Origin of the sequence: Leclercia sp. UBA5076 (assembly GCF_002416465.1) — a bacterium.
Classification (GTDB): domain Bacteria; phylum Pseudomonadota; class Gammaproteobacteria; order Enterobacterales; family Enterobacteriaceae; genus Enterobacter.
Genome location: NZ_DIAO01000008.1, coordinates 91,981 through 114,823, shown reverse-complemented (window position 1 = coordinate 114,823; position 22,843 = coordinate 91,981). Strand labels below are relative to the sequence as shown.

General features: G+C 57.6%; 28 protein-coding genes. 17 read left to right on the top strand and 11 right to left on the bottom strand.

The annotated features are described in order from the left end of the window. Nucleotides 1–38 precede the first annotated feature (38 nt). From sufA to ldtE, 7 genes are all read left to right on the top strand, one after another. The gene (gene sufA / locus B3X29_RS07930; RefSeq protein WP_103179322.1) at nucleotides 39–407 is read left to right on the top strand and encodes a Fe-S cluster assembly scaffold SufA; all 369 of its coding nucleotides are present in this window, start codon (nucleotides 39–41) and stop codon (nucleotides 405–407) included. Nucleotides 408–415: 8 nt separating this feature from the next. Next, nucleotides 416–1,903: a Fe-S cluster assembly protein SufB gene (gene sufB / locus B3X29_RS07925; RefSeq protein WP_103179323.1), complete on the top strand. Its 1,488-nt coding sequence runs from the start codon at nucleotides 416–418 to the stop codon at nucleotides 1,901–1,903. Between the two features lie 16 nt (nucleotides 1,904–1,919). Then, complete coding sequence (sufC, locus tag B3X29_RS07920; protein WP_039029104.1) at nucleotides 1,920–2,666, top strand: Fe-S cluster assembly ATPase SufC; 747 nt, start codon at nucleotides 1,920–1,922, stop codon at nucleotides 2,664–2,666. Next, nucleotides 2,641–3,912 carry a Fe-S cluster assembly protein SufD gene (gene sufD, locus B3X29_RS07915; RefSeq protein ID WP_159339064.1) on the top strand — a complete coding sequence of 424 codons (1,272 nt, stop codon included), beginning with the start codon at nucleotides 2,641–2,643 and terminating at the stop codon, nucleotides 3,910–3,912. Before sufC ends, sufD begins: the two co-directional genes overlap by 26 nt. Then, nucleotides 3,909–5,129: a cysteine desulfurase SufS gene (sufS, locus tag B3X29_RS07910; RefSeq protein WP_159339063.1), complete on the top strand. Its 1,221-nt coding sequence runs from the start codon at nucleotides 3,909–3,911 to the stop codon at nucleotides 5,127–5,129. Before sufD ends, sufS begins: the two co-directional genes overlap by 4 nt. 14 nt (nucleotides 5,130–5,143) lie before the next feature. Continuing rightward, nucleotides 5,144–5,560, top strand: coding sequence for a cysteine desulfuration protein SufE (gene sufE / locus B3X29_RS07905; RefSeq protein ID WP_103179326.1), 417 nt, complete (start codon nucleotides 5,144–5,146; stop codon nucleotides 5,558–5,560). Nucleotides 5,561–5,657: 97 nt separating this feature from the next. Then, nucleotides 5,658–6,656 carry a L,D-transpeptidase LdtE gene (gene ldtE, locus B3X29_RS07900; RefSeq protein WP_159339062.1) on the top strand — a complete coding sequence of 333 codons (999 nt, stop codon included), beginning with the start codon at nucleotides 5,658–5,660 and terminating at the stop codon, nucleotides 6,654–6,656. A gap of 63 nt (nucleotides 6,657–6,719) precedes the next feature. On the opposite strand, the gene lpp is transcribed toward ldtE, so the two are convergent. The 3 genes from lpp to B3X29_RS22645 form a co-directional block, all read right to left on the bottom strand. Beyond that, nucleotides 6,720–6,956: a murein lipoprotein Lpp gene (gene lpp, locus B3X29_RS07895; protein ID WP_001082307.1), complete on the bottom strand. Its 237-nt coding sequence runs from the start codon at nucleotides 6,954–6,956 to the stop codon at nucleotides 6,720–6,722. A gap of 310 nt (nucleotides 6,957–7,266) precedes the next feature. Continuing rightward, on the bottom strand, nucleotides 7,267–8,688 hold the full coding sequence (gene pykF, locus B3X29_RS07890) for a pyruvate kinase PykF (protein WP_103179328.1): 1,422 nt from the start codon (nucleotides 8,686–8,688) through the stop codon (nucleotides 7,267–7,269). 7 nt (nucleotides 8,689–8,695) lie between these two features. Continuing rightward, nucleotides 8,696–8,890, bottom strand: coding sequence for a hypothetical protein (locus B3X29_RS22645; protein ID WP_418936632.1), 195 nt, complete (start codon nucleotides 8,888–8,890; stop codon nucleotides 8,696–8,698). A 381-nt stretch (nucleotides 8,891–9,271) separates the two neighbouring features. Between B3X29_RS22645 and B3X29_RS07885 the strand changes: the two genes are divergently transcribed. The 4 genes from B3X29_RS07885 to fumD all read left to right on the top strand — a co-directional run bounded on the left by B3X29_RS07885 (nucleotide 9,272) and on the right by fumD (nucleotide 12,109). Then, entirely contained in the window at nucleotides 9,272–10,294 is a 1,023-nt protein-coding gene (locus B3X29_RS07885) for a methionine ABC transporter ATP-binding protein (protein WP_103179329.1), read from the top strand. Then, entirely contained in the window at nucleotides 10,287–10,955 is a 669-nt protein-coding gene (locus tag B3X29_RS07880; protein WP_103179330.1) for a methionine ABC transporter permease, read from the top strand. Before B3X29_RS07885 ends, B3X29_RS07880 begins: the two co-directional genes overlap by 8 nt. A 27-nt stretch (nucleotides 10,956–10,982) precedes the next feature. Then, nucleotides 10,983–11,795: a MetQ/NlpA family ABC transporter substrate-binding protein gene (locus B3X29_RS07875; protein WP_039029111.1), complete on the top strand. Its 813-nt coding sequence runs from the start codon at nucleotides 10,983–10,985 to the stop codon at nucleotides 11,793–11,795. Nucleotides 11,796–11,899: 104 nt separating this feature from the next. Then, entirely contained in the window at nucleotides 11,900–12,109 is a 210-nt protein-coding gene (gene fumD, locus B3X29_RS07870; protein WP_014831602.1) for a fumarate hydratase FumD, read from the top strand. Here the strand turns inward: fumD and B3X29_RS07865 are convergent. From B3X29_RS07865 to B3X29_RS07850, 4 genes are read right to left on the bottom strand one after another with little or no spacing between them, the layout of a single operon-like run. Beyond that, nucleotides 12,090–12,776 carry an ABC transporter permease subunit gene (locus B3X29_RS07865; RefSeq protein WP_103179331.1) on the bottom strand — a complete coding sequence of 229 codons (687 nt, stop codon included), beginning with the start codon at nucleotides 12,774–12,776 and terminating at the stop codon, nucleotides 12,090–12,092. The genes fumD and B3X29_RS07865 overlap by 20 nt on opposite strands. Beyond that, nucleotides 12,770–13,540, bottom strand: coding sequence for an amino acid ABC transporter permease (locus tag B3X29_RS07860; RefSeq protein ID WP_159339061.1), 771 nt, complete (start codon nucleotides 13,538–13,540; stop codon nucleotides 12,770–12,772). The genes B3X29_RS07865 and B3X29_RS07860 overlap by 7 nt, the downstream gene beginning before the upstream one ends. After that, nucleotides 13,537–14,352 (bottom strand): amino acid ABC transporter ATP-binding protein, encoded by an 816-nt coding sequence (locus B3X29_RS07855; protein ID WP_156654369.1) that lies wholly within the window; start codon nucleotides 14,350–14,352, stop codon nucleotides 13,537–13,539. The genes B3X29_RS07860 and B3X29_RS07855 overlap by 4 nt, the downstream gene beginning before the upstream one ends. 1 nt (nucleotide 14,353) lies before the next feature. Beyond that, the gene (locus tag B3X29_RS07850) at nucleotides 14,354–15,172 is read right to left on the bottom strand and encodes an ABC transporter substrate-binding protein (protein WP_159339060.1); all 819 of its coding nucleotides are present in this window, start codon (nucleotides 15,170–15,172) and stop codon (nucleotides 14,354–14,356) included. A 239-nt stretch (nucleotides 15,173–15,411) separates the two neighbouring features. Between B3X29_RS07850 and B3X29_RS07845 the strand changes: the two genes are divergently transcribed. The 4 genes from B3X29_RS07845 (at nucleotide 15,412) to B3X29_RS07830 (ending at nucleotide 18,238) form a co-directional block, all read left to right on the top strand. Next, the gene (locus B3X29_RS07845; RefSeq protein ID WP_168192014.1) at nucleotides 15,412–15,573 is read left to right on the top strand and encodes a hypothetical protein; all 162 of its coding nucleotides are present in this window, start codon (nucleotides 15,412–15,414) and stop codon (nucleotides 15,571–15,573) included. Nucleotides 15,574–15,733: 160 nt separating this feature from the next. Continuing rightward, nucleotides 15,734–17,062 carry a sensor histidine kinase gene (locus B3X29_RS07840; protein WP_290517698.1) on the top strand — a complete coding sequence of 443 codons (1,329 nt, stop codon included), beginning with the start codon at nucleotides 15,734–15,736 and terminating at the stop codon, nucleotides 17,060–17,062. Continuing rightward, nucleotides 17,055–17,666, top strand: coding sequence for a response regulator transcription factor (locus B3X29_RS07835; RefSeq protein WP_159339058.1), 612 nt, complete (start codon nucleotides 17,055–17,057; stop codon nucleotides 17,664–17,666). Before B3X29_RS07840 ends, B3X29_RS07835 begins: the two co-directional genes overlap by 8 nt. A gap of 89 nt (nucleotides 17,667–17,755) precedes the next feature. Continuing rightward, nucleotides 17,756–18,238 carry a GlcG/HbpS family heme-binding protein gene (locus B3X29_RS07830; protein WP_103179337.1) on the top strand — a complete coding sequence of 161 codons (483 nt, stop codon included), beginning with the start codon at nucleotides 17,756–17,758 and terminating at the stop codon, nucleotides 18,236–18,238. Nucleotides 18,239–18,356: 118 nt separating this feature from the next. Here B3X29_RS07830 and B3X29_RS07825 read toward each other — a convergent pair whose 3' ends face one another. After that, a complete protein-coding gene (locus B3X29_RS07825; protein WP_032617828.1) occupies nucleotides 18,357–18,497 on the bottom strand; it encodes a hypothetical protein in 141 nt (46 codons plus the stop codon). A 128-nt stretch (nucleotides 18,498–18,625) separates the two neighbouring features. Between B3X29_RS07825 and B3X29_RS07820 the strand changes: the two genes are divergently transcribed. Together B3X29_RS07820 and B3X29_RS07815 are read left to right on the top strand one after the other, a co-directional pair. Then, on the top strand, nucleotides 18,626–19,417 hold the full coding sequence (locus B3X29_RS07820; protein WP_159339057.1) for an MBL fold metallo-hydrolase: 792 nt from the start codon (nucleotides 18,626–18,628) through the stop codon (nucleotides 19,415–19,417). Nucleotides 19,418–19,488: 71 nt separating this feature from the next. Next, a complete protein-coding gene (locus B3X29_RS07815; protein ID WP_103179339.1) occupies nucleotides 19,489–20,124 on the top strand; it encodes a carbonic anhydrase in 636 nt (211 codons plus the stop codon). A 40-nt stretch (nucleotides 20,125–20,164) separates the two neighbouring features. Here B3X29_RS07815 and B3X29_RS07810 read toward each other — a convergent pair whose 3' ends face one another. Genes B3X29_RS07810 through B3X29_RS07800 form a run of 3 tightly spaced genes read right to left on the bottom strand, consistent with a single transcriptional unit; the run spans nucleotide 20,165 to nucleotide 22,840 of the window. Next, nucleotides 20,165–21,331, bottom strand: a complete 1,167-nt coding sequence (locus tag B3X29_RS07810) for a cupin (RefSeq protein ID WP_159339056.1) — start codon at nucleotides 21,329–21,331, stop codon at nucleotides 20,165–20,167. A gap of 11 nt (nucleotides 21,332–21,342) precedes the next feature. Beyond that, the gene (locus B3X29_RS07805; RefSeq protein ID WP_159339055.1) at nucleotides 21,343–22,131 is read right to left on the bottom strand and encodes an HpcH/HpaI aldolase family protein; all 789 of its coding nucleotides are present in this window, start codon (nucleotides 22,129–22,131) and stop codon (nucleotides 21,343–21,345) included. Next, nucleotides 22,124–22,840 (bottom strand): alpha/beta fold hydrolase, encoded by a 717-nt coding sequence (locus B3X29_RS07800; protein WP_236560442.1) that lies wholly within the window; start codon nucleotides 22,838–22,840, stop codon nucleotides 22,124–22,126. Before B3X29_RS07800 ends, B3X29_RS07805 begins: the two co-directional genes overlap by 8 nt. Between the last annotated feature and the right edge of the window lie 3 nt (nucleotides 22,841–22,843).

Sequence of the window (22,843 nt, the reverse complement as noted above, 5' to 3'; positions counted from 1 at the left end):
GTGTTATGCCCAGAGGGCGCAATACATGAGGTGGACTTATGGAACAGCATTCAGAAACGTTTGATCCGACAGATTTTGCATGGCGCGGATTATCGCTGACCCCTGCCGCAGCGGCGCACATTCGCGAGCTGGTGAGCAAACAGGCAGATATGCTCGGCGTGCGGTTAGGGGTGAAACAGACGGGCTGCGCCGGTTTCGGCTATGTCCTCACCACCGTCAGCCAGCCGGAAAAAGACGATCTGGTTTTTGAACATGACGGCGCCCGGCTCTATGTGCCGCTCCAGGCGATGCCGTTTATTGACGGTACGGAAGTGGATTACGTGCGCGAAGGCTTAAACCAGTTATTCAAATTCAATAACCCGAAAGCCCAGAACGAATGCGGCTGCGGCGAAAGTTTTGGGGTATAGGCGGTATTATGTCTCGACATACTGAAGCAACTGACGACGTCAACACTTGGTCCGGCGGCCACATTAATTACAAAGAGGGCTTCTTCACCCAATTGCAGACCGACGAGCTGGCAAAAGGGATTAACGAAGAGGTCATCCGCGCGATTTCCGCCAAGCGTAACGAACCCGACTGGATGCTGGAGTTCCGGCTGAATGCGTTCAAAGCCTGGCTGGAGATGGAAGAGCCGCACTGGCTGAAGGCGCACTACGATAAGCTTAACTATCAGAATTACAGCTACTACTCTGCCCCCTCCTGCGGTCATTGCGACGACACCTGCGCCTCTGAGCCCGGTGCGGTACAGCAGACCGGGGCTAACGCCTTTTTAAGTAAAGAGGTGGAGGAGGCGTTCGAACAGCTCGGCGTGCCGGTACGTGAAGGGCGCGAGGTGGCGGTGGACGCCATCTTTGACTCCGTCTCGGTCGCGACTACTTATCGCGAAAAACTGGGCGAGCAGGGGATCATCTTCTGCTCCTTCGGGGAAGCTATCCACGATCACCCAGAGCTGGTGAAGAAATATCTTGGCACCGTCGTGCCGGGCAATGACAACTTCTTTGCCGCCCTCAACGCGGCGGTAGCCTCCGACGGCACCTTTATCTACGTGCCGAAAGGCGTGCGCTGCCCGATGGAACTCTCTACCTATTTCCGTATCAACGCCGAGAAAACCGGCCAGTTTGAACGCACCATCCTCGTTGCCGATGAGGGTAGCTACGTCAGCTATATCGAGGGCTGTTCCGCCCCGGTGCGCGACAGCTACCAGCTGCACGCGGCAGTGGTGGAGGTGATCATCCATAAAGACGCCGAGGTGAAATATTCGACGGTGCAGAACTGGTTCCCGGGGGATAATAACACCGGCGGCATCCTGAACTTCGTCACCAAGCGCGCCCTGTGCGAAGGCGAAAACAGTAAAATGTCGTGGACCCAGTCTGAGACCGGCTCCGCCATCACCTGGAAATATCCGAGCTGTATTCTGCGCGGGGATAACTCCATCGGCGAGTTCTACTCCGTGGCGCTGACCAGCGGGCATCAGCAGGCCGATACCGGCACCAAGATGATCCACATCGGCAAAAACACCCGGTCGACCATCATTTCGAAAGGGATCTCCGCTGGGCAGAGCCAGAACAGCTATCGCGGCTTAGTCAAAATCATGCCGACGGCCACCAACGCCCGTAACTTTACCCAGTGCGACTCCATGCTGATTGGCCCGGACTGCGGGGCGCATACCTTCCCGTATGTTGAGTGCCGCAATAACAGCGCCCAGCTGGAACACGAAGCGACAACCTCGCGGATCGGCGAAGATCAGCTCTTCTACTGCCTGCAGCGCGGCATCAGCGAAGAGGATGCCATCTCGATGATTGTGAACGGCTTCTGTAAGGATGTGTTCTCTGAACTACCGCTGGAGTTTGCCGTGGAAGCACAAAAATTACTGGCGATCAGCCTCGAACACAGCGTCGGCTAAGGATTAAGGAAAGCACATGTTAAGCATTAAAGATTTACAGGTCAGTGTGGAAGATAAAGCGATCCTGCGCGGCCTGAGCCTTGAGGTCCGCCCGGGCGAAGTGCATGCGATTATGGGCCCTAACGGGTCGGGCAAAAGTACGCTGTCAGCCACCCTTGCCGGGCGCGAAGATTACGAAGTGGTCGGCGGTTCGGTCGACTTTAAGGGCAAAGATCTGCTGGAGCTGTCACCGGAAGAGAGAGCCGGGGAGGGCATTTTTATGGCCTTCCAGTACCCGGTAGAGATCCCAGGCGTCAGCAACCAGTTCTTCCTGCAGACCGCCCTGAATGCCGTGCGCAAATACCGCAGCGAAGAGGAGCTGGATCGCTTTGATTTCCAGGATCTGATGGAAGAGAAGATCCAGCTGCTGAAGATGCCGGAAGATCTGCTCACCCGCTCGGTCAACGTCGGTTTTTCCGGCGGGGAGAAGAAGCGCAACGACATTCTGCAGATGGCGGTGCTGGAGCCGGAGCTGTGCATCCTCGATGAAACCGACTCCGGGCTCGATATCGACGCCCTGAAAATCGTCGCCGACGGCGTTAACGCCCTGCGCGACGGCAAGCGGTCGTTTATCATCGTCACCCACTATCAGCGCATCCTTGATTACATCAAACCCGATTATGTGCATGTGCTCTATCAGGGGCGGATTGTGAAATCGGGTGATTTTACGCTGGTCAAACAGCTGGAGGAGCAGGGCTATGGCTGGCTTAGCGAACAGCAGTAACGCGCTGCAGCAGTGGCACCGCCTGTTTGAGGCACAGGGCGGAACCCGCTCTGAACAGGCCCAGCAGCACCTGCAGCAGATGCTGCGCCTCGGGTTGCCGACGCGTAAGCACGAAAACTGGAAATATACCCCGCTGGAAGGGTTGCTTAACGGCGAGTTTGTTTCCCGACCCGCCAGGGTGGCAGCGAGCGATCGGGATGCCCTGGCGCTTACTCTCGACGCCACGCGGCTGGTCTTTGTTGACGGACGCTTTAGTCCGGAACTGAGCGACAGCACCGACGGCAGCGGGTTTGAGGTGACCATTAACGACGAGCGGCAAAGCCTGGCGGCACCGGTTCAGCCGGAGCTGTTCCTGCATCTGACCGAAAGTCTGGCCCAGAGCGTGACGCATATCAGCGTGAAACGTAACGCCCGTCCTGAAAAGCCGCTGCTGCTGATGCACATCACCCAGGGACTTGAAGGTGAAGAGATCAACACTGCTCACTCTCGTCACCATCTGGAACTGGCGCAGGGCGCAGAAGCAACCATCATTGAGCATTACGTGAGTCTCAATGAGATGCACCATTTCACCGGCTCGCGCCTGACCATGAACGTGGCGGCCAACGCCCGGCTGCACCATATCAAGCTGGCTTTCGAGAACGCGGCGAGCCACCACTTCGCCCATAACGACCTGTTGATGGCCGCCGATGCGACGGCATTCAGCCACAGCTTCCTGCTGGGGGGCGCAGTACTGCGCCATAACACCAGCACCCAGCTTAACGGCGAAAATACGACCCTGCGCATCAACAGCCTGGCGATGCCGGTGAAATCTGAAGTGTGCGACACCCGTACCTGGCTTGAGCACAACAAGGGCTACTGCAACAGCCGCCAGCTGCATAAAACCATCGTCAGCGATAAGGGGCGGGCCGTCTTCAACGGGCTAATCAACGTGGCGCAGCACGCCATCAAAACCGACGGTCAGATGACCAACAACAATCTGCTGATGGGGCGACTGGCGGAGGTGGACACCAAACCGCAGCTGGAAATTTACGCCGATGATGTGAAGTGCAGCCACGGCGCCACCGTGGGGCGGATCGACGATGAGCAGATGTTCTATCTGCGCTCCCGCGGGATCGATAAGCAGGCGGCCGAGAAGATGATTATCTACGCCTTTGCCGCCGAACTGACCGAAGCCCTCGACGATGAAACGTTAAGACAGCAGGTGCTGGCGCGTATCGGCCAGCGTCTGCCTGGAGGTGTGGCATGATTTTCCCTGTAGAGAAAGTGCGGGCGGATTTTCCTGTCCTGACCCGTGAAGTAAACGGTCTGCCGCTTGCCTATCTCGACAGCGCCGCCAGCGCGCAAAAGCCCACGCAGGTGATCGAGGCCGAGGCGGAGTTTTACCGGCATGGTTACGCGGCGGTGCACCGGGGGATCCACACCCTCAGCGCCGAGGCGACGCAGCGGATGGAGAATGTCCGTACCCGCGCGGCAACATTTTTAAACGCCCGCTCGCCGGAGGAGCTGGTCTTTGTGCGCGGTACCACCGAAGGGATCAACCTGGTGGCGAACAGCTGGGGCAGCGCCGAAGTGCACGCGGGCGATAACATCCTCATCAGTCAGATGGAGCACCACGCCAATATCGTGCCCTGGCAGATGCTGTGCGAGCGCGTCGGGGCGGAACTGCGGGTTATCCCGCTTAACGAGGATGGCACGTTACAGCTTGAACAGCTGGATACCTTGCTGGATGAACGCACCCGGCTGGTGGCCATTACTCAGATCTCCAACGTGCTGGGTACCGAAAATCCGGTGGCGGAGATTATCGCCAAAGCCCACCAGGTGGGGGCGAAAGTGCTGATTGATGGCGCCCAGGCGGTGATGCACCATACGGTGGATGTCCAGGCGCTGGACTGCGACTTCTATGTCTTTTCCGGCCATAAGCTCTACGGGCCTACCGGTATCGGCGTGCTGTACGTCAAAGATGAGATTTTACAGGCGATGCCGCCGTGGGAAGGGGGCGGGTCGATGATCGCCACCGTCAGCCTGAGCGGAGGCACAACCTACGCCCGGGCGCCGTGGCGCTTTGAGGCGGGCACGCCTAACACCGGCGGCATTATCGGGCTGGGCGCGGCGATGGAGTATGTGTCAGGCATCGGCCTTGATGCTATCGCCGAATATGAACAGATGCTGATGCGCTACGCTCTGGCGGAACTTGCCAGCGTGCCGGATCTCACGCTGTATGGCCCGGCGGACCGTCAGGGTGTTATTGCCTTTAACCTTGGCAAACACCACGCCTATGACGTGGGCAGTTTTCTCGATAACTACGGGGTGGCGGTGCGAACCGGACACCACTGCGCTATGCCGCTGATGGCGTTTTATCAGGTACCGGCGATGTGCCGCGCATCGCTGGTGATGTACAACACACTGGAAGAGGTCGACAGACTGGTGGCCGGGCTGAAGCGTATCCACCAGCTGCTGGGCTAAAAAGAGGGCAAGAGATGGCTGCATTGCCAGACAGAGATAAATTGCTGCGTAATTTTACGCGTTGCGCAAACTGGGAAGAGAAGTACCTCTACATCATTGAGCTGGGGCAGCGTCTGCCTGCCCTGAGCGAAAGCGACCACGTCCCGGAAAATAGTATTCAGGGGTGTCAGAGCCAGGTGTGGATAATAATGCACCAGAATGAAGCCGGGGTGATTGAATTAGCGGGCGACAGTGATGCGGCAATAGTCAAAGGCCTTATTGCCGTCGTGTTTATTTTATATCAGCAGATGTCCGCCCAGGATATTGTCGCTTTTGACGTCCGCCCGTGGTTTGAAAAAATGGCGCTCACCCAGCATTTAACCCCCTCCCGATCCCAGGGGCTTGAGGCGATGATCCGCGCAATCCGCTCCAAAGCCGCCAACATTAGCTAAACTATCAGGACAGCCCTCATTCTGCTCCGCGAGACGGCTCCCGCCTCGCGGATTTTTCAGCTTTCTGACGTTCTGTCAGTGAATAAGGAATCTCAGTATGAAGCGCGCGTCTTTATTAACTCTCATTCTTTTAGGTTCGCTCAGCGCGCTTAATAGCGCCCGGGCGGTGGATTATCCTTTGCCACCGGCGGGTAGCCGGTTAATCGGGCAAAATCAGACCTATGTTGTTCAGGAAGGTGATAATAACCTGCAGGCCATTGCGCGCCGATTTAATACCGCTGCGCATTTAATACTCGAAGCCAATAATACTATCGCCCCGGTCTATCCGGCGCCGGGAACGGTGATCACCATTCCGTCGCAAATGTTGCTGCCGGATACCCCTCGGGAAGGGATTGTGGTGAATCTGGCGGAGCTGCGGCTCTACTTCTATCCCCCGGGTGAAAATAGCGTGCAGGTCTATCCGCTGGGTATTGGACAGCTGGGGCTGGACACGCCGGTGACCACCACCCGCATCAGCCAGAAGATCCCGAATCCGACCTGGACGCCAACTGCGGGCATCAGAGCGCGCTCGCTGGCCCAGGGCATCAAACTGCCGCCGGTAGTACCCGCAGGGCCAAATAACCCGTTAGGACGCTTTGCGTTGCGTCTGGGCGTGGGTAACGGTGAATACCTGATCCATGGCACCAGCGCGCCGGACAGCGTGGGGCTGCGCGTCAGTTCCGGTTGTATGCGTATGAATGCGCCGGATATCAAAGCGCTCTTCGCCCAGACCTCTGTCGGCACGCGGGTGCAGATCATCAATGAGCCGGTGAAGTTCTCGGTTGAGCCGGACGGTAAGCGCTACGTTGAAGTGCATCGTCCGCTCGCGACGATGGAAGGAGAGAATCCGCAAACGCTGGCGATCGCCCACTCCAGTGCGCTTGCATCCTTTATGTCGCAGAGTGGCAGCGATAAGACGTTAGTGAACAAAGCGTTGTCGCGTCGGGCGGGTATCCCGGTGGAGGTCTCGACAGGTGCCGGGGCGAATGTGAACAGTAGTGGGCTTTCAGCGAAGAACACGCTTTCGTCGGTGGGGCATGAACAGGCGATTCAGTAAAGCGAAATGCGGGGCAAAAAAAAATGGCGCACAATGTGCGCCATTTTATTAACACAGGTACTATTACTTACGGTATTTAGTAGCCTGGTTGTCCAGACGCTGGTTAGCGCGAGCTGCGTCGTCTTTAGCAGCCTGAACGTCGGAACGCATTGCGTTCACGTCGTTGCTCAGCTGGTCAACTTTAGCGTTCAGAGTCTGAACGTCAGAAGACAGCTGATCGATTTTAGCGTTGCTGGAGCAACCTGCCAGCAGAGTAGAACCCAGGATTACCGCGCCCAGTACCAGTTTAGTACGATTCATTATTAATACCCTCTAGATTGAGTTAATCTCCATGTAGCGTTACAAGTATTACACAAAGTTTTTTAGGTTGAGAATATTTTTTTGATGGGAATATGCCTATTTTTGATCGTTCGCTCAAAGAAGCACCTGTTTTGACTATTTCATGAAAAATATTGTGTTAAAACAGACAATTTTCATCGGATTCATCTTAGAAAACGACCCCGTTAAATAGAAAAACCCGATTTGCTTTTTTAATAACTTTGGCTGATAGCGGAAATAAAAAAAGCGCCCCGAAGGACGCTTTTTATACAAACTAATTCGTTCGAAATTATTACAGCACGTGAACAGATGCGGTATTAGTGGTGCCGCTTGGAACCAGTGCACCAGAAACCATCACCACAACGTCGCCTTTCTGCGCCAGGCCACGTTCAACCAGCTGCAGGGCCACTTCTTTACCCAGGCGGTAGAAATCGTCAGTAGAGGCGATCTCTTTTACCAGGTGTGGAACCACGCCTTTGCTCAGCACCAGCTGACGCGCAGTGGTTTCGTTGGTGGTCAATGCCAGAATGGTCGCGTCCGGGAAGTATTTACGCACTGCGCGAGCTGATTTACCGCCCTGGGTGGCGACGACAATCAGCGGTGCTTCCAGTTTCTCGGCGGTTTCTACCGCGCCACGGCACACGGCTTCGGTGATGCGCAGTTTACGGCTGTCGTTGTTGTAATCCAGACGGCTTTTCATCACGCGGTCGGTACGCTCACAGATGGTCGCCATGATAGAGACCGCTTCCAGCGGGTACTTACCTTTAGCCGATTCGCCAGAGAGCATTACCGCATCGGTACCGTCGAGGATGGCGTTCGCCACGTCGCCAGCTTCTGCGCGGGTAGGGCGTGGGTTTTTGATCATGGAGTCCAGCATCTGCGTTGCGGTGATAACCACTTTACGCGCGCGAACACACTTCTCGATCATCATCTTCTGCGCGAAGATCACCTCTTCAACCGGGATCTCAACGCCCAGGTCACCACGCGCAACCATGATGCCGTCAGAGGCTTCGAGGATTTCGTCGAAGTTGTTCAGGCCTTCCTGGTTTTCGATTTTGGAGATGATCTGGATGTTTTCGCCGCCGTGGGCTTTCAGGTGCTCACGGATTTCAACAACGTCAGAACGCTTACGGATAAAGGAAGCTGCAACGAAGTCAACGCCTTGCTCGCAACCGAAGATCAGGTCCTGTTTGTCTTTCTCAGCCAGGGCTGGCAGCGCGATGGAAACGCCTGGCAGGTTAACGCCTTTGTTTTCGCCCAGGTCGCCGTTGTTCAGCACTTTACAGATAACTTTGTTACCTTCGATAGCGGTGACTTCCATACCGATCAGGCCGTCGTCCACCAGAACGGTGTTACCGACGGACAGGTCGCTGGTGAAGCCTTCATAGGTCACAGCAACGATTTCACTGTTGCCGACAACAGACTTGTCTGTAGTGAAGGTGAAAGTCTGTCCCGCTTTCAGCGAAACGTCGTTGCCGCCTTCCAGTTTAATGGTACGAATTTCTGGACCTTTGGTATCCAGCAGGATTGCTGCTTTTTTACCGGTCTTGCTCATCACGTTGCGCAGGTTCTGGATGCGCTGGCCGTGTTCAGCATAGTCACCGTGAGAGAAGTTCAGACGCATCACGTTCATGCCGGCGTCCAGCATTTTGGTCAGCATCTCTTCAGATTCGGTTTTCGGGCCGATGGTGCAAACAATTTTCGTCTTTTTCATGACAGTCTTAGTCTTTAAGTTGGGAAGGATATGGAAATCTCGCTCCGGGGGCGCAGAGCCCTGGAGTCAAACCTGTGTTGCGAAATTTTTTATGGCACGCAGTAAGGATAGGTGACATCAATTGAGCGTGCAGAAGAATGTGTGCCTGTGTTTCAGCCCAGGGAGAGAGGTTAAGTTGTATGCGTTGTTTTTTGTAGTCCAAGCGCTGAAACCATTCATCAGAAGACAGGCGCGCATTATACGCTGAAAGATGCGCAAAAGGAAAATGAAAACAGCGTTTCAAAAATTATATATGCAGTTTTACAAGGGGTTGTTATCAATGCGTTAAGGTTGACCGCGTAGATGTTGCACTCGCGAAAAACCTTCAGGCAAATGCCCCATTTTTATGGCGTTTCGCTATGGCGACTTTTTAGCTATCGATTGCAGAAAATTAGCAAAGGCCTTCTCCCCAGGTGTCACGCCTCTTATCACTCAAAGTTATAAGATATTCCTTTTCATTCATTCAAAAGCTAATAACGCCTGTTTACTATCGTTTGGACATCCATACTGCTAAACCGCCACAGGCGAACGGATTACCCGAAGAATGATTGTACTCAGGAATATTTCGAAGATTTTTGACAACGGAAAAGTGGCGCTGACAGCCGTTGATAACGTGAACCTGACGATAGAGCAGGGGCAAATTTATGGAATTATTGGCTACAGCGGCGCGGGTAAAAGTACCTTAATCCGCCTGCTCAATGGCCTGGAAAAGCCGACCACCGGCAGCGTGACGATTAACGGACACGACATCTCCGCGGCGAAAGGTGAAACCCTGCGCCAGGCGCGGCTGAAGATCAGTATGGTGTTTCAGCACTTCAATCTGCTGTGGTCGCGCACCGTGAGCGAGAACATCGCCTTTTCAATGCAGATTGCCGGGGTGCCTAAAGCCAAAATCAAAGCCCGCGTGGCAGAACTGGTTGAGCTGGTGGGGCTGAAAGGCCGCGAACAGGCTTATCCGTCTCAGCTTAGCGGTGGGCAAAAGCAGCGCGTGGGCATTGCCCGCGCGCTGGCCAACAACCCGGACGTGCTGCTCTGCGACGAGGCCACCTCGGCGCTGGATCCCCAGACCACCGATCAGATCCTCGATCTGCTCCTCGACATCAACCGTCGTTTTAAGCTCACCATTGTACTCATCACCCATGAGATGCACGTGGTGCGCAAAATCTGTGACCGCGTGGCGGTGATGGAAAACGGCAAAGTGGTGGAAGAGGGCGACGTGCTGCAGGTCTTTACCCATCCCCAGCAGCCGATTACGCAACAGTTTGTGCGTCAGGTCAGCCAGTACGCCGAAGACGAAACCTTTAACAGCGAGCTGGCAAACGAACTGGAAGGCACCGTTATTAAGCTGACCTTTACCGGCCACAGCACCCACAAACCGGTCGTCGGGGAACTGACGTTGCGCTACGGCCTGCCGTTTAACATCCTGCACGGCAAAATGACACAAACCGCCCACGGCGTCTTCGGCCAGCTCTGGCTGCACGTGGTGGCAACAGATGAACAACTGAACAATATCCTCGCCGATTTGCAGCACAGTGATATTGAAGGCGAGGTAATTAAACATGGCTGAGAATCTCTTCCCGCACCTGAAATGGGACCAGCTCTGGGCCGCCACCCTGGAGACGCTGTATATGACCGCGCTCTCCGGCGTTGCGACTTTTGTGCTCGGGCTTGTCCTCGGTCTGGCGCTCTTTTTAACCGCACGCGGTGGCATGTTCCATAACCGCACGGTCTACAGCGTCATTTCGATTGTGGTGAACGTCTTCCGCTCCATCCCGTTCATCATTCTGATTGTGCTGCTGATCCCCTTCACCAAAACCGTGGTGGGGACCATCCTCGGGGCCAACGCCGCACTGCCTGCGTTGATCGTCGGTGCCGCGCCGTTCTACGCCCGTCTGGTGGAGATCGCCCTGCGTGAAGTGGACAAAGGGGTGATCGAGGCGACGCGCTCAATGGGTGCCCGTCTGAGCACCTTAATTTTTCGGGTTTTACTGCCGGAATCCTCACCAGCCCTGGTCTCAGGGATCACGGTGACGCTGATTGCCCTGGTGAGCTACAGCGCCATGGCGGGGGTGATTGGTGCCGGTGGTCTGGGAAATCTGGCTTATCTGGAGGGATTCCAGCGCAACCATGGTGACGTCACGCTGGTGGCAACGGTGACCATTTTGATCATCGTTTTCATTATCCAGTTCTGCGGCGACATCATTACTTCCATTCTTGATAAAAGATAAACACAACAATACACAGGAACCATCATCATGAAAAAGACACTGACGTTGATCGCCGCAGCAACCCTGAGCGCCCTGAGCTTTGCCTCCTGGGCTGATACCCTGACCGTGGGAGCCTCCAACACCCCGCACGCCGAAATTCTGGAGCAGGCGAAGCCGATTCTGGCGAAACAGGGTATCGATCTGGAGATCAAACCGTTCCAGGACTACATCCTGCCGAACACCGCGCTGGCGGGTCGTGACATCGATGCCAACTACTTCCAGCACATTCCATACCTCAACAGCGTGCTGAAAGATCACGCCGGGGATAAAGAGTACGATTTCGTCAGCGCCGGGGCGATCCACATCGAGCCAATCGGTATCTACTCCAAAAAATACAAGTCGCTGAAAGATCTGCCGGAAGGCGGCAAAATCATCATGCGTGATGCGGTCTCTGAAGAGGGACGTATCCTCTCTATCTTCGAGAAAGAGGGCGTGATCAAGCTGAAGCCGGGCATCGACAAAGTGACCGCGCGCATCAGCGACATCGTTGAGAACCCGAAAAAGCTGCAGTTCACCCCGAACGTAGAAGCCTCCCTGCTGCCGCAGATGTATAACAATGACGAGGGCGCGGCGGTTGTCATCAATGCCAACTACGCCATTGACGCCGGTCTGGACCCGGTTCACGACCCGATTGCGGTGGAGAGCGGTGAAAACAACCCGTACGCCAACATCATCACCGTTCACCGTGGCGATGAGAAGAAGAAAGACATCGTGGCGCTGGTGGACGTGCTGCACTCTAAAGAGATCCAGGACTGGATCCGCACCAAGTATAAAGGCGCGGTGATCCCGGTTAACAACTGATTTATCCGTTTGATTTCAAAGCCCGGCGAGTCTCTCGTCGGGCTTTTTTGTATAACGGCGATGAATCTATTAAGCTGGCCTTTTAAGGCAACGGAGTGAAAGTCATGGGCAATGTAACCAAAGACGAAGCGCTGTATCAGGAGATGTGTCGCGTGGTAGGCAAAGTCGTTCTTGAGATGCGCGATTTGGGGCAGGAGCCGAAGCATATCGTCATCGCCGGGGTACTACGCACCGCACTGGCAAACCAGCGGGTGAAACGCAGCGAATTAACCACCCAGGCGATGGAAACCGTCGTTAAAGCGCTGGCCGGTTAAGCCGCCAGCGTTTCGCCAGCTGTTCAACGCCACAGCACAGCAGGTAATAGACCACGCCAGTAAAAATAAAAATAGCCGCCGGGTAGATCTGCACCCGGTTGTTCACCTGGCCTGCCACGGTGGTCAGCTCCGGCACGTTGACAATAAAGGCCAGTGAGGTGTCCTTCAGCAGGCTGATAAAAATCCCCATTAGCGAAGGCAGGGTGTTGCGCAACGCCTGCGGCAGCAGGAGTAACCCCAGCGTTTGCAGCGCGCCAAACCCCTGGGCCTGAGCGGCTTCATATTGTCCCCCAGGCAACGCATTCAGCCCGGCCAGCACGGAGTGCATCACGGCGGCGGCGGTAAACCACGCCAGCGCGAGAGTAACGGTCAGCGCCCCCGGCAGATCGCCTCCGGTGATGAGGGGTAACAGATACCACAGCCAGAAAATGACAAAAATCAGCGGGATGCCGCGGATAATCTCAGCCCACAGGAACAGGGCTTTGCGCAGGCCACCCGGGAAACGCCACGCCAGCCCCGCCAGCGCTATTCCAGCCGGGAACGCCAGCGCCGCGGCACCCAAAGCCATCAGTAGCGTCAACAGCACGCCGCCCGGCTCTCCGGTCGCAGTCCGTCCCCAGAGCAGATAATCCAGGTTATCGGTAATGACAGTAAGTCCGGCTAACATCTCTCTTCACTCCGGGGGGTGATGGCGGCTTTACGGCGCCGTTCGGTTGAAGGTCCCAGTCTGGTCAGCAACACCCCCATCGCCACGCCGGTGAGCAGGTACAGTACCGTGCCGATGCTGAAAGCCTCCAGCGCGTGGGCGTTATAGCTCTCTGTCTGCCGCACCTGGTAGGTGAGCTCCGCAAAGCCGATGCCGCTTGCCAGCGAAGAGAGTTTCATCAGATTGAGGTACTGACCCACCACCGGCTGCCAGGCGTTCGCCAGCCCCTGCGGCAGCAGGATATACCGCAGCAGCGGCCAGGGGGAAAAGCCCTGCGCCAGGGCGGCTTCCCGCTGCCCGGCGGAAACGGCGCGTAGCCCGGCGGTGATCTCCTCTGTCAAAAAGGCCGAGGTAAAGACCCCCAGTCCCCAGGCGGAGCAGAGAAACTCTGGCGTAAACCACCAGACCTGACCCGGCAGCACCGCCCAGGCATGATCGTCCATCACAAAGGTGCGAAACCCCTGCGGCAGCCCGTTCCAGGCGGCGAAATACCAGAACAGCAGCTGCACCAGCAGGGGCGTATTGCGAAACAGCGATACCCACAGGGCGACGATATGCGCGCCGATGCGCCCCCCGGCGAGACGCAATCCCAGAGAGGCGAGAGTAATAAGGCTGGCGACCACCATCCCTGCCAGCGTCACCCACAGGGTGGTGAGAAAACCGGACAAGATCCACTGCAAGGGCTGGCCGGTCAGCACCCCTTGCCAGTCGAGGTTGGGCATCACACCCCTCCCGGATGCAGCGGGTTAAGCACCTTCTGCAGAAAACGCTGGGTGCGCGGATGGGCAGGATGCTGAAAGAACTGTTCCGGCGGAGCCACCTCCAGAATGTGCCCGCCATCGATGAACACCACCCGGTCGGCAATCTCCCGGGCAAACTGCATCTCATGGGTGACCACAATCATGGTGATCCCGCTGTGGGCAAGGGCTTTCATCACCAGCAGCACTTCGCCAATCATCTCCGGATCGAGGGCCGAGGTGGGCTCGTCAAAGAGGATGATCTGCGGCGAGGAGGCCAGGGCCCGGGCGATCGCCACCCGCTGCTGCTGCCCACCGGATAACGCCTCCGGATAGTGATCGGCTTTATCCGCCATCCCCACCTGCGCCAGCAATCTATCGGCGCGGGTGTCGGCCTCTGCCGAATGCCAGCCATGAACGTGCCTCAGCGCCAGGGCGATGTTTTGTCGGGCCGTCAGATGGCTGTAGAGATTAAACTGCTGGAAGACAAAACCGACCCGGCTGCGTAGCTGGCGCAACGCCTGGCGGGGGAGCTGGCGCGTAGATTTCCCGTCAATCAGGATGTCGCCGGAGGTGAGATCTTCCAGCTGGTTGATCAGGCGAATCAGCGTCGATTTACCGGAACCCGACGGGCCGAGAATAGCGACCACCTCACCGGGCGTCACGCTGAGGTTGATGCCTTTCAGCACCGGGCGGTCGCCGTAACGTTTCACCACCTCGCAAAAGGTGACGCTGGCCTGTTGCAGATGTGAAAAATCCGCGGCACGGGCCGCGGAGCGAGAGAATAAACCTGACAGCATATTACTGGGCTTCTATTTTAAAGGCGCGAGGCTGCGGGGAGGGCGTCTGTGGACCAAACCAGGCATCGTAGATTTTTGCCGCGTCGCCTGTATTCTCCAGCTTCACCAGCTCATCGTTCACCACCTTTAACAGCGCGGTTTCGCCTTTTTTCACCCCGACGCCAATCTCTTCTTTACTTAGCAGATCCGGGAGGATCTTAAAGTTGGCTTTATCCGGCGCCTGGGCCAGCAGACCCGCCAGAATGGTGCTGTCCTGGGTGATCGCCTGCACGTTGCCGTTGCGCAACGCCGTCAGCGCCAGCGGAATATCGTCATAAGAGAGCACGCGGGACTGCGGGAAACGCTGATGCAGCGCCTGCTCCCCGGTGGTGCCTTTTACCGCCCCGATACGCGCCTTGCTGTAGGCCTCCAGTTTATCCGCGCCCTTGGCCGGAACCAGGAACTGCTGCCCGGTCACGAAATAGGGGGTCGAAAAGTCGATCACCTGCGCCCGTTCCGGGGTGATGGTGATATCCGCCACAATCAGATCCGCTTTCCCGGACTGTAGCAGCGGGATGCGGTTTGCCGGGTTAGTGGCGACCAGCTCCAGTTTTACCCCGAGTGATTTTGCCAGCGCTTTGGCGAAGTCGACGTCATAGCCGACGATTTCGTGGCTTTTTGCATCAACCGATCCAAACGGCGGATTGGCATCAAACGTTGCGACTTTCACCACACCCGCCGCCTTAATATCCGCCAGCTGGTCTGCCTGGACCTGGGTGGAAACCATCCCGACAGCGGCCAGTAAAGCCAGTGCCAGCGTCCGTTTTGTGTGTATTGCCATAGGTTCCTCTGCTTCTGTTTTTATTTTGTCCTCATACGCTCCCATACCCGGCGCAGGTAGCCAAATGCCAATATTGTCTTTGCTTAACGAAAAAAATCATTAGTGAACAGCGCGTTACCCAGCGGTTAAAGCAGCGTTGCTTTTGCGCCTGGCGCAAATCCTCTGCCGGAATCGGCATTTCCATCGCCGACGGATTGCTGTTGTACTGCTTTCAGGTTGAGCACATGAGGAACAGGGCAATGGACAAACTGATGAGTACGTTACGGCGGTTTTTTACCGCACGATCGGAAGAGAACAGCGCGCAGCGTATTATTGAATCCATTCTGCCTGTCGCCAGCCTCTACGGTGTGGATATCGCCAATATTGACCCGGAGTGGTTCCATGACCAAACGCCACGCTGAACACCGCCTGGTGCGGGAAACATACTGGAATGAGGTGTGCGTTCTTCACCGCACCATCTGCCATTCTGGACGCTAACATCCAAAAATCGCCGCAAGTTTTGTCCACGGCTTAGCTTCCTGCTAAGGTCTCTGGCGTCCTTTTTCTGCGCCAGTTAAATGAATGAACAGCAAAAACTATCTACAACGAGGGCTCCTGTTTTGGCTCACGCTCTGCCTGCTCAGCAGCGTGCTGCTGTATGCCGAGCAGATCCGCCGTCAGTACTGGGCACTCGACCGGGAATTTGCCACGGCGTTTACGGAGATCGGCGCGGTTCTCACCCAGAATGAGTCAGTGCTGCCGCTGTTGAATGGCGATGAAGATCTGACGGCGCTGCGTAAAAAATTCCCGCAAATACTCGACCTGCAAACCACCTCTGGTCGCGCACTCGACGCCGCCCGGGTTGAACCGGTGACGGGCACGCAGTACTGGCTCTACAACCCCTGGCGACAGATCCGGGTGCTGATTGACCCTTCGCCGGTCCTTAACGCCTGGCCCCGCTTTTCCCGCCTCACCCTGAATCTCTCCGGTGAGGTGCAGCCACCGCCAACAGAGGCTTTCTGGCACTGGCAGCGACAGTTTTCTCAGCATACCCAGCAGTTTATTCTGCTGGTCGAGGCCCAACCGGCGTGGCTGAGCGTGGCGCTGCTGCCGTTTGTCCTGCTGTTTGCGGGCTGGGCTATTGTGGTCGCGGCGGGTGGCGTGATCCTCTGGCAGCGTAAGCAGCGCCAGAACGCCGACCAGCGCGCCTGGTACTATCAACATGCCCGGCTCAATACCCTGGGGGAGATCACCGCGGGCATTGTGCATGAGATCAACCAGCCTCTCACGGCGGTGCAGACCTGGATCCAGGGGGCGCAGCGCCAGGTGCGCCAGGATAACCCTGCGGCGGTTGCTCAGGCGCTGGGCTCGGCGCTGGTGCAAACCCAGCGCATTAGCGCGCTGCTGACCCGCTTTCGTGAGCACGTGACCCAGGAGGCTGTCACCTTAGAAGCAGTAGATCTGGCCGAGTGCTGGCGGCATGTCAGTAACCTGCTGGAGCATGAGCGCACCGCCAGTCCTGTTCGTCTTACCCATGATTTCGCCGCCGATGCCCGCACGCTCTGCGCCGACCGGCTGTGGCTGGAGCAGGTGCTGCATAACCTGCTCAGCAACGCTATTCAGGCCCAGCAGGAGCGCGCCGCAGGATGGGTGCATATCCGCAGCCATCGCGAAGGCGAACGCATCCATATAGCGATCACTGACGGTGGCCCGGGCTTTACCCCGGAAGCGCTCCACAACGCCTTTATGCCTTTTTATAGCGGGCGAGAGGGCGGCACGGGGCTGGGAATGACCTTAACGGAGTCGTTGGTCACCCGGATGAATGGCACGCTGGCTCTGGATAATGCCCCGGAGGGCGGGGCCAGGATCAGATTGCAGTTTGCTCACCACGGAGGTCAGGTAAATGGATAACGTCATCTGGTTGATTGATGATGATGCGTCAGTCAGAGAGTCGCTGGTTTTTCTTTTCACCGGTATGAACTGGCATGTGGAGCCTTATGACAGTATTGCTGCATTTACCGCGGCGCAGGGGGCGGAAAAATCCCTGACCGGCTGTCTGCTACTGGACATGCGCATGCCGGGCAAAGGTGGGCTCGCCTGGCTGGAGGAGGGGGTATGGCCGTGGCCGCTGCTGCCGGTGATCCTCATGACCGGTCATGGCACCATTGATGCCTGCCGCCGCGCGTTTCACAACGGCGTGTTTGAATTTTTCACCAAGCCGCTGGATGCTGACAGGCTGATCGAATCCATCACCGCCGCCCTCGCCGAGAGCCAGCGGCGCCTGGGCGTCTGGCAGGAGGCCACGCGGGTCCGAGCGCGGTTTGAACAGCTCACCACCCGGGAGCATGAGGTGCTGCAGGCGCTCATGGAAGGCAGCAGTAATAAAGCGGTCGCCGCCCGGCTTAATCTCTCCCCAAGGACAGTGGAAGCGCACCGGGCGGCGGTGTTCGCCAAGCTGGGCGTCTCAAGTCTGGTGCAGGCCATCCGGGAATATGACAAATTACAATCCGTATAACTACCAGGATCACCGCGTAGTCAACCGAATAACATTTCATCGCACGACTGGATACGCTGCAAGGGTTCCCACTTACAAGAGGATGTGCGATGAAAAAGTTAATGATGGCGGCAGCGTGTGTAGCAGGGATGGTCAGCGTATCGGCGCATGCACAGTCTGTGGCGCAAAAAAATCTCTCCCTGGCCCAGGCGAATGCGTTAGCCAGCGCGGCGATCCAGGCCTGCACAGCAAAAAATTATCAGGTCAGCGTCACAGTGGTGGATCGCGCCGGGGTGGTAAAAGCGGTGCAGCGCACGGATAACGCCGGTCCGCACACCCTGAAAGCCAGCGAAATGAAAGCCTTTACCGCCCTCAGCACCAAAAACGCGTCGGGGAAGGTGATGGAGTCTGCCCAGAGCAACGCGGGCGCGCAGAACCTGCGCGATATCCCGGGCTTGCTGCTGCTGGCGGGAGGAGTACCGGTCAGGGAAGGGGATGAGGTGATTGGCGCCATCGGCATTGGCGGCGCGCCGGGTGGTCATCTGGATGAAGCCTGCGCGCAGCAAGCCATTGATGGCCTGAAGAAGTCGTAAAAACGCCCGGCGGCGCTGCGCTTACGCGGCTCTGAGGGAAGGGTGTTGTAGGCCGGGTAAGCGTAGCGCCACCCGGCATAAAACTAAAAGCCCCGACGCGAGTCCGGGGCTTTTTACATCAGATCTTGCAGGCGTCGCCGCAATCATCATCCGCTACGATCGCCTGGGCTTTTTTATCCGCATCTTCAAGGCGTTCAGCGTTACGTTCTTCGGCTTCGTCCAGCCCGTCAAACACCAGATTGTTGAGATCAATTTCCATCGTTTACCTGCTTTGTTCGGTTTTTGTTCCAGGTCGTATTATAGAGCAAAACAGAGGGAGGAGGCACCCCAGCGCACATAAGGATAATCCTTGCCATACTGATGACTCACCCGGACTCAGGAGGCGTTGTGATCGTCTTATGTAAAACCTGCGGCACGTCTTATGACGCCGACCACGAACCGCAGCACTGTGCCATTTGCGAAGATGAGCGCCAGTATGTACCCGCGACCGGCCAGGAGTGGCTTGATTTTTCCGCCCTGACCCGCACGCACACCAACAAGTGGCAACAGCTTGAACCCGACTTATTGGGTATCAAAACCGTGCCCGCGTTTGCCATCAACCAGCGCGCGATCCTGCTGAGAACCGCGCAGGGTAATGTGCTGTGGGACTGCATCGCCAATCTCGATCCCGCCACCCGGGCGCTGGTGAACGCGCTGGGCGGTATCGACGCCATCGCCATCTCGCACCCGCACTACTACACCACCATGCAGGATTGGGCAGCGGCCTTTAACGCCCCGGTATACCTGCACGCCAGGGATCGGCAGTGGGTGATGAGGAGCAGCCCGGCGCTGCGCTTCTGGGAGGGGGATTCGCTGGAGATCGTCCCTGACGTGACGCTGCACCGACTGGGCGGCCATTTTGCCGGCGGGACGGTGCTGCACTGGCACCGCGACGGCGGTATTCTGCTGGCCGGGGATATTCTGCAGGTCACGCCGGGCAAAGATGCGGTGTCGTTTATGTGGAGCTACCCGAACATGCTGCCGCTCCCGGCAGGCGTCGTGGCTGAGATCGCCGCCCGGCTGGAAAAGGTTTCCTTCGAACGCCTCTACGGCGCCTTTGAAGGCCAGAACATTTCCGCGAACGCGCGGGAGATTGTCATGCGGTCGGTCCAGAAATATATTGCTTGTCTGAAGTCGTGACCGGTGGGTAAACTCAAAAAACCGTGATCTCGATCATGCCTGTAACAATCACAAAAAAATGAGACATTGCTATGCAACATATCATTGAAGGTTTTCTCAGCTTTCAAAAAGAAATTTTTCCGCAACGTAAAGACCTTTTCCGCAGTCTGGCGTCCAGCCAGAATCCCAAAGCGCTGTTCATCTCCTGTTCTGACAGCCGCCTGGTGCCGGAGTTAGTGACCCAGCAGGAGCCGGGACAGCTCTTTGTCATTCGCAATGCTGGCAACATCGTTCCGCCTTTCGGGCCGGAGCCGGGCGGTGTATCCGCCACCATCGAATATGCGGTGGTCGCCCTGGGCGTGACCGATATCGTGATCTGCGGTCATTCTAACTGTGGCGCGATGAAGGCGATTGCCGACAACGCCAACCTCGAGCCGATGCCTGCCGTCTCTCACTGGCTGCGCTACTCCGATGCGGCGAAAGCGGTGGTGGAAAAGAAAACCTGGGAAACCCCGACCGACAAGGTTAACGCCATGGTGCAGGAGAACGTCTTCGCCCAGCTGAGCAACATCAAAACCCATCCTTCAGTGGCGGTCGGCCTGCGTAACAACGCCATTCGCCTGCACGGCTGGGTGTACGATATCGAAAGCGGCGAAATTCGCGCCCTGGATAAAGAGACGAAAACCTTCGTTTCGCTGTCCGAAAATCCTGGCGTTTACTTCGAGTAACACGCCGCATTCAGGGCGGGCGATCCCGCCCTGATTCCGTTTACGGTAGCGCCTCAAGTTTCAGACCCGCGCGCTTCGCCGTTTCCGGCAGCAGATCCGCCGCCGTGACGTACCCGTCCGGATCCAGACAGCGGTTTGCCGCTCTCGCCTGTTGCAGTATCTCTTCATCCCAGTAGACGCGCTTACGCTGATCGCCCTCGGTAGTCAGAATGCACTCCATGTCGCCATCCAACGCGCGATAACGCCGCCAGCTGTTGGCCGGAACCGAAATGACCGAACGCTCAGGGGCGACAATGCTCACCTCTTCGCCCTCTTTATTCCAGGTCACCTCCAGCGTCCCTTTAAAGACCATGATCACCTGTACGTCCGGGCAGAGGTGGCGACCCACCACATGCTCCGCGGCCAGGCGCAGCCACTCAACGGAAAAACCGTGCGGGTTAACGATAGCTGGCGCGGCGTGTTTATCCTGGCTGATACCAAAGCCGATCGCCGGGGCGATCTCGCCGCCGTGGCCGGGCAGGACCGAATCGAGTAACCCCGCCGCCGACCAGCGCCGATCGTCCCCGGTCACCGCCCGCTGGCGCATCTCCTCCACGGAGTAGTGGCGCAGGGCGGCGATCTCTTCTGCAGGCAATGGCGCCAGCAGTCCTGCCGGTTCCGGAAGGGTATCGCCCGCATTCACGTCGATAAGCATGTTGTCTTTGCTCAGATAGAGGCCATACTCGCTGGCCGCGTTCAGAATCGACGGATGCCAGATAATTCCCCCCGTGTTATTTCCCCCAAGCACCGTGTAGACCATGCCGCAGGTCTCTTCTTTACTGACATTGGTAAAGCCGCGGAAGATCCAGGTGGGAATGGAAAGAATGGCCGGGGCGCTGAACTCGGCTTCATTTTCGCCGTTGGCTCCCCAGCGAAAACGCCACGTGCCCTCGTGAATCAAGAACACTTCGGCGGTGAAATGCAGATGCAGGTTATTGGTCACCCCTTTTGGCATCGCCGCGGCGCCGATATTAAAGCCGTGCGGCTCCGGGATATTGACCACCTGAGCGGAGGACTGGGTCACGCCCGGGCCAATAAAGGAGTAGTTCTGTTTCAGGTGGGAGCCGGGGAGCTTGCAGTCGATAAACGCAAGATTGCAGGACACCATATCTTCAGGGGCAACCAGACGGCTGCGGGCCAGTTCGGGGCTAATGTGACGTGCTTTCATCTTTTCTCCTGTTAATAACCTGATGCGCCGGTAGTGGGGAGTGCATTGCCCCGCGCCAGGGCGATGGCTTCGCGTGAGGCGCGGCCAAGTTGCATGACATCGTTCGCCGGGGTGACAAACTGGAAACCTTCGCTAATGCGCCGGGCGGCAGCCTCACCCGAGGTGCAAAAGATCCCGGCGATTTTATTCCACTGACGACACCGGCTGACGACCCGCTCGATGGCGGCCAGTATCTCAGGGTGACGGGATTCGGCGCTGGCGCTGCCGGTCAGGGTCAACGACAGATCGTTCGGGCCGATGAAGACCCCATTCAGTCCGTCGGTGGCGAGGATGGCATCCAGGTTCGCCAGCCCGTCCCGGGTTTCGATCATCGCCAGGGTCAATATTTCGTCGTTGGCGTGCTGCGGATAATCCGCGCCACCGTAGAGCAGCCCCCGGGCAGGGCCAAAGGAGCGGTTGCCCAGCGGCGGATAGCGGCAGGCGGCCACAAAACGGCGAGCCTCTTCGGCCGTGGAGATCATCGGGCAGATAATGCCGTAGGCACCCGCATCCAGCATGCGCATGATCTGCGCCGGATCGTTATCCTGCACCCGCACCAGCGGTACCGCCGGGGTGGCGGAGAGGGCCTGCAGCATGGAGAGCGCGCTGGCGAAGTCAATCATGCCGTGCTGAAGATCGACGGTGACCGCATCGAAACCCTGATGGCCGGCGATCTCCGCGCTGTAGCCCGACGGGATGGCCAGCCAGCCGTTAATCATGGCGCTGCCGTCGGGCATTGCCTTGAGTCTGTTTTTACGCATCTAAACACTCCTGGATCCAGTGACGTAGCGGGTGAGCAACCTCATCCGGCGCTTCCAGCAGGGTGAAATGTCCGGCTGAGGCGAGGGTGACAAGCGTCGCCTGAGGCGCACTCTCAATAACCCGCTGGTGGTGAGACGGCGTGCAGATGGGATCGTGCAGGCCGTTGATAACAACGATGGGGCAGGCGAGGGCCGGGAGCGCCCCGCGATTGTCCCGCCGGGTAATGGCGATTTCAGTCTGCGTCGCCAGGGTGTCGGGCCCGCACTCCCCGGCCATCTGGCAAATCAGATCGTGCAGGGCGGCATCCTGCGTGCGCGTTGGGGCAACGTATTTCGGCCACAGGCTGGCGGAGAGCCAACTCATTACACCCTGCTGTCGCGCCACGCGTACCGCCTCGCGTCGGGAAGCCGCATTTTCTGGCGCATCGGCAAGGGGATTGACCGACAGCAGCGCCAGCCCGGCGATACGCTGTGGCGCGTCGGCGACCATCTGCAGGGCCACAATCGCCCCCAGCGAAAAGCCAGCCAGCAGGAAGCGCGGCGGCAGTTCGCGCAGCAGGTTTCGCGAGGCGTCTGCCGCCGACGTCGCGTCGGTCAGCGTAATGCAGAGCACGTCAGAGAGATTGAGTCTGTGGAGCAGCGGCTGCCAGAGACGCGCGTTACAGAGCGTGCCGCTAATCAGCACCAGCGGCAGGGCGTGATTATCCACAAT

Excerpts from the sequence above, each read along its gene's own strand:
- sufA (WP_103179322.1), top strand. The coding sequence starts at position 39 with ATGGAACAGCATTCAGAAACGTTTGATCCGACAGATTTTGCATGGCGC.
- sufB (WP_103179323.1), top strand. The coding sequence starts at position 416 with ATGTCTCGACATACTGAAGCAACTGACGACGTCAACACTTGGTCCGGC.
- sufC (WP_039029104.1), top strand. The coding sequence starts at position 1,920 with ATGTTAAGCATTAAAGATTTACAGGTCAGTGTGGAAGATAAAGCGATC.
- sufD (WP_159339064.1), top strand. The coding sequence starts at position 2,641 with ATGGCTGGCTTAGCGAACAGCAGTAACGCGCTGCAGCAGTGGCACCGC.
- sufS (WP_159339063.1), top strand. The coding sequence starts at position 3,909 with ATGATTTTCCCTGTAGAGAAAGTGCGGGCGGATTTTCCTGTCCTGACC.
- sufE (WP_103179326.1), top strand. The coding sequence starts at position 5,144 with ATGGCTGCATTGCCAGACAGAGATAAATTGCTGCGTAATTTTACGCGT.
- ldtE (WP_159339062.1), top strand. The coding sequence starts at position 5,658 with ATGAAGCGCGCGTCTTTATTAACTCTCATTCTTTTAGGTTCGCTCAGC.
- lpp (WP_001082307.1), bottom strand. The coding sequence starts at position 6,956 with ATGAATCGTACTAAACTGGTACTGGGCGCGGTAATCCTGGGTTCTACT.
- pykF (WP_103179328.1), bottom strand. The coding sequence starts at position 8,688 with ATGAAAAAGACGAAAATTGTTTGCACCATCGGCCCGAAAACCGAATCT.
- B3X29_RS07885 (WP_103179329.1), top strand. The coding sequence starts at position 9,272 with ATGATTGTACTCAGGAATATTTCGAAGATTTTTGACAACGGAAAAGTG.
- B3X29_RS07880 (WP_103179330.1), top strand. The coding sequence starts at position 10,287 with ATGGCTGAGAATCTCTTCCCGCACCTGAAATGGGACCAGCTCTGGGCC.
- B3X29_RS07875 (WP_039029111.1), top strand. The coding sequence starts at position 10,983 with ATGAAAAAGACACTGACGTTGATCGCCGCAGCAACCCTGAGCGCCCTG.
- fumD (WP_014831602.1), top strand. The coding sequence starts at position 11,900 with ATGGGCAATGTAACCAAAGACGAAGCGCTGTATCAGGAGATGTGTCGC.
- B3X29_RS07865 (WP_103179331.1), bottom strand. The coding sequence starts at position 12,776 with ATGTTAGCCGGACTTACTGTCATTACCGATAACCTGGATTATCTGCTC.
- B3X29_RS07855 (WP_156654369.1), bottom strand. The coding sequence starts at position 14,352 with ATGCTGTCAGGTTTATTCTCTCGCTCCGCGGCCCGTGCCGCGGATTTT.
- B3X29_RS07850 (WP_159339060.1), bottom strand. The coding sequence starts at position 15,172 with ATGGCAATACACACAAAACGGACGCTGGCACTGGCTTTACTGGCCGCT.
- B3X29_RS07845 (WP_168192014.1), top strand. The coding sequence starts at position 15,412 with ATGGACAAACTGATGAGTACGTTACGGCGGTTTTTTACCGCACGATCG.
- B3X29_RS07840 (WP_290517698.1), top strand. The coding sequence starts at position 15,734 with ATGAACAGCAAAAACTATCTACAACGAGGGCTCCTGTTTTGGCTCACG.
- B3X29_RS07835 (WP_159339058.1), top strand. The coding sequence starts at position 17,055 with ATGGATAACGTCATCTGGTTGATTGATGATGATGCGTCAGTCAGAGAG.
- B3X29_RS07830 (WP_103179337.1), top strand. The coding sequence starts at position 17,756 with ATGAAAAAGTTAATGATGGCGGCAGCGTGTGTAGCAGGGATGGTCAGC.
- B3X29_RS07825 (WP_032617828.1), bottom strand. The coding sequence starts at position 18,497 with ATGGAAATTGATCTCAACAATCTGGTGTTTGACGGGCTGGACGAAGCC.
- B3X29_RS07815 (WP_103179339.1), top strand. The coding sequence starts at position 19,489 with ATGCAACATATCATTGAAGGTTTTCTCAGCTTTCAAAAAGAAATTTTT.
- B3X29_RS07810 (WP_159339056.1), bottom strand. The coding sequence starts at position 21,331 with ATGAAAGCACGTCACATTAGCCCCGAACTGGCCCGCAGCCGTCTGGTT.
- B3X29_RS07805 (WP_159339055.1), bottom strand. The coding sequence starts at position 22,131 with ATGCGTAAAAACAGACTCAAGGCAATGCCCGACGGCAGCGCCATGATT.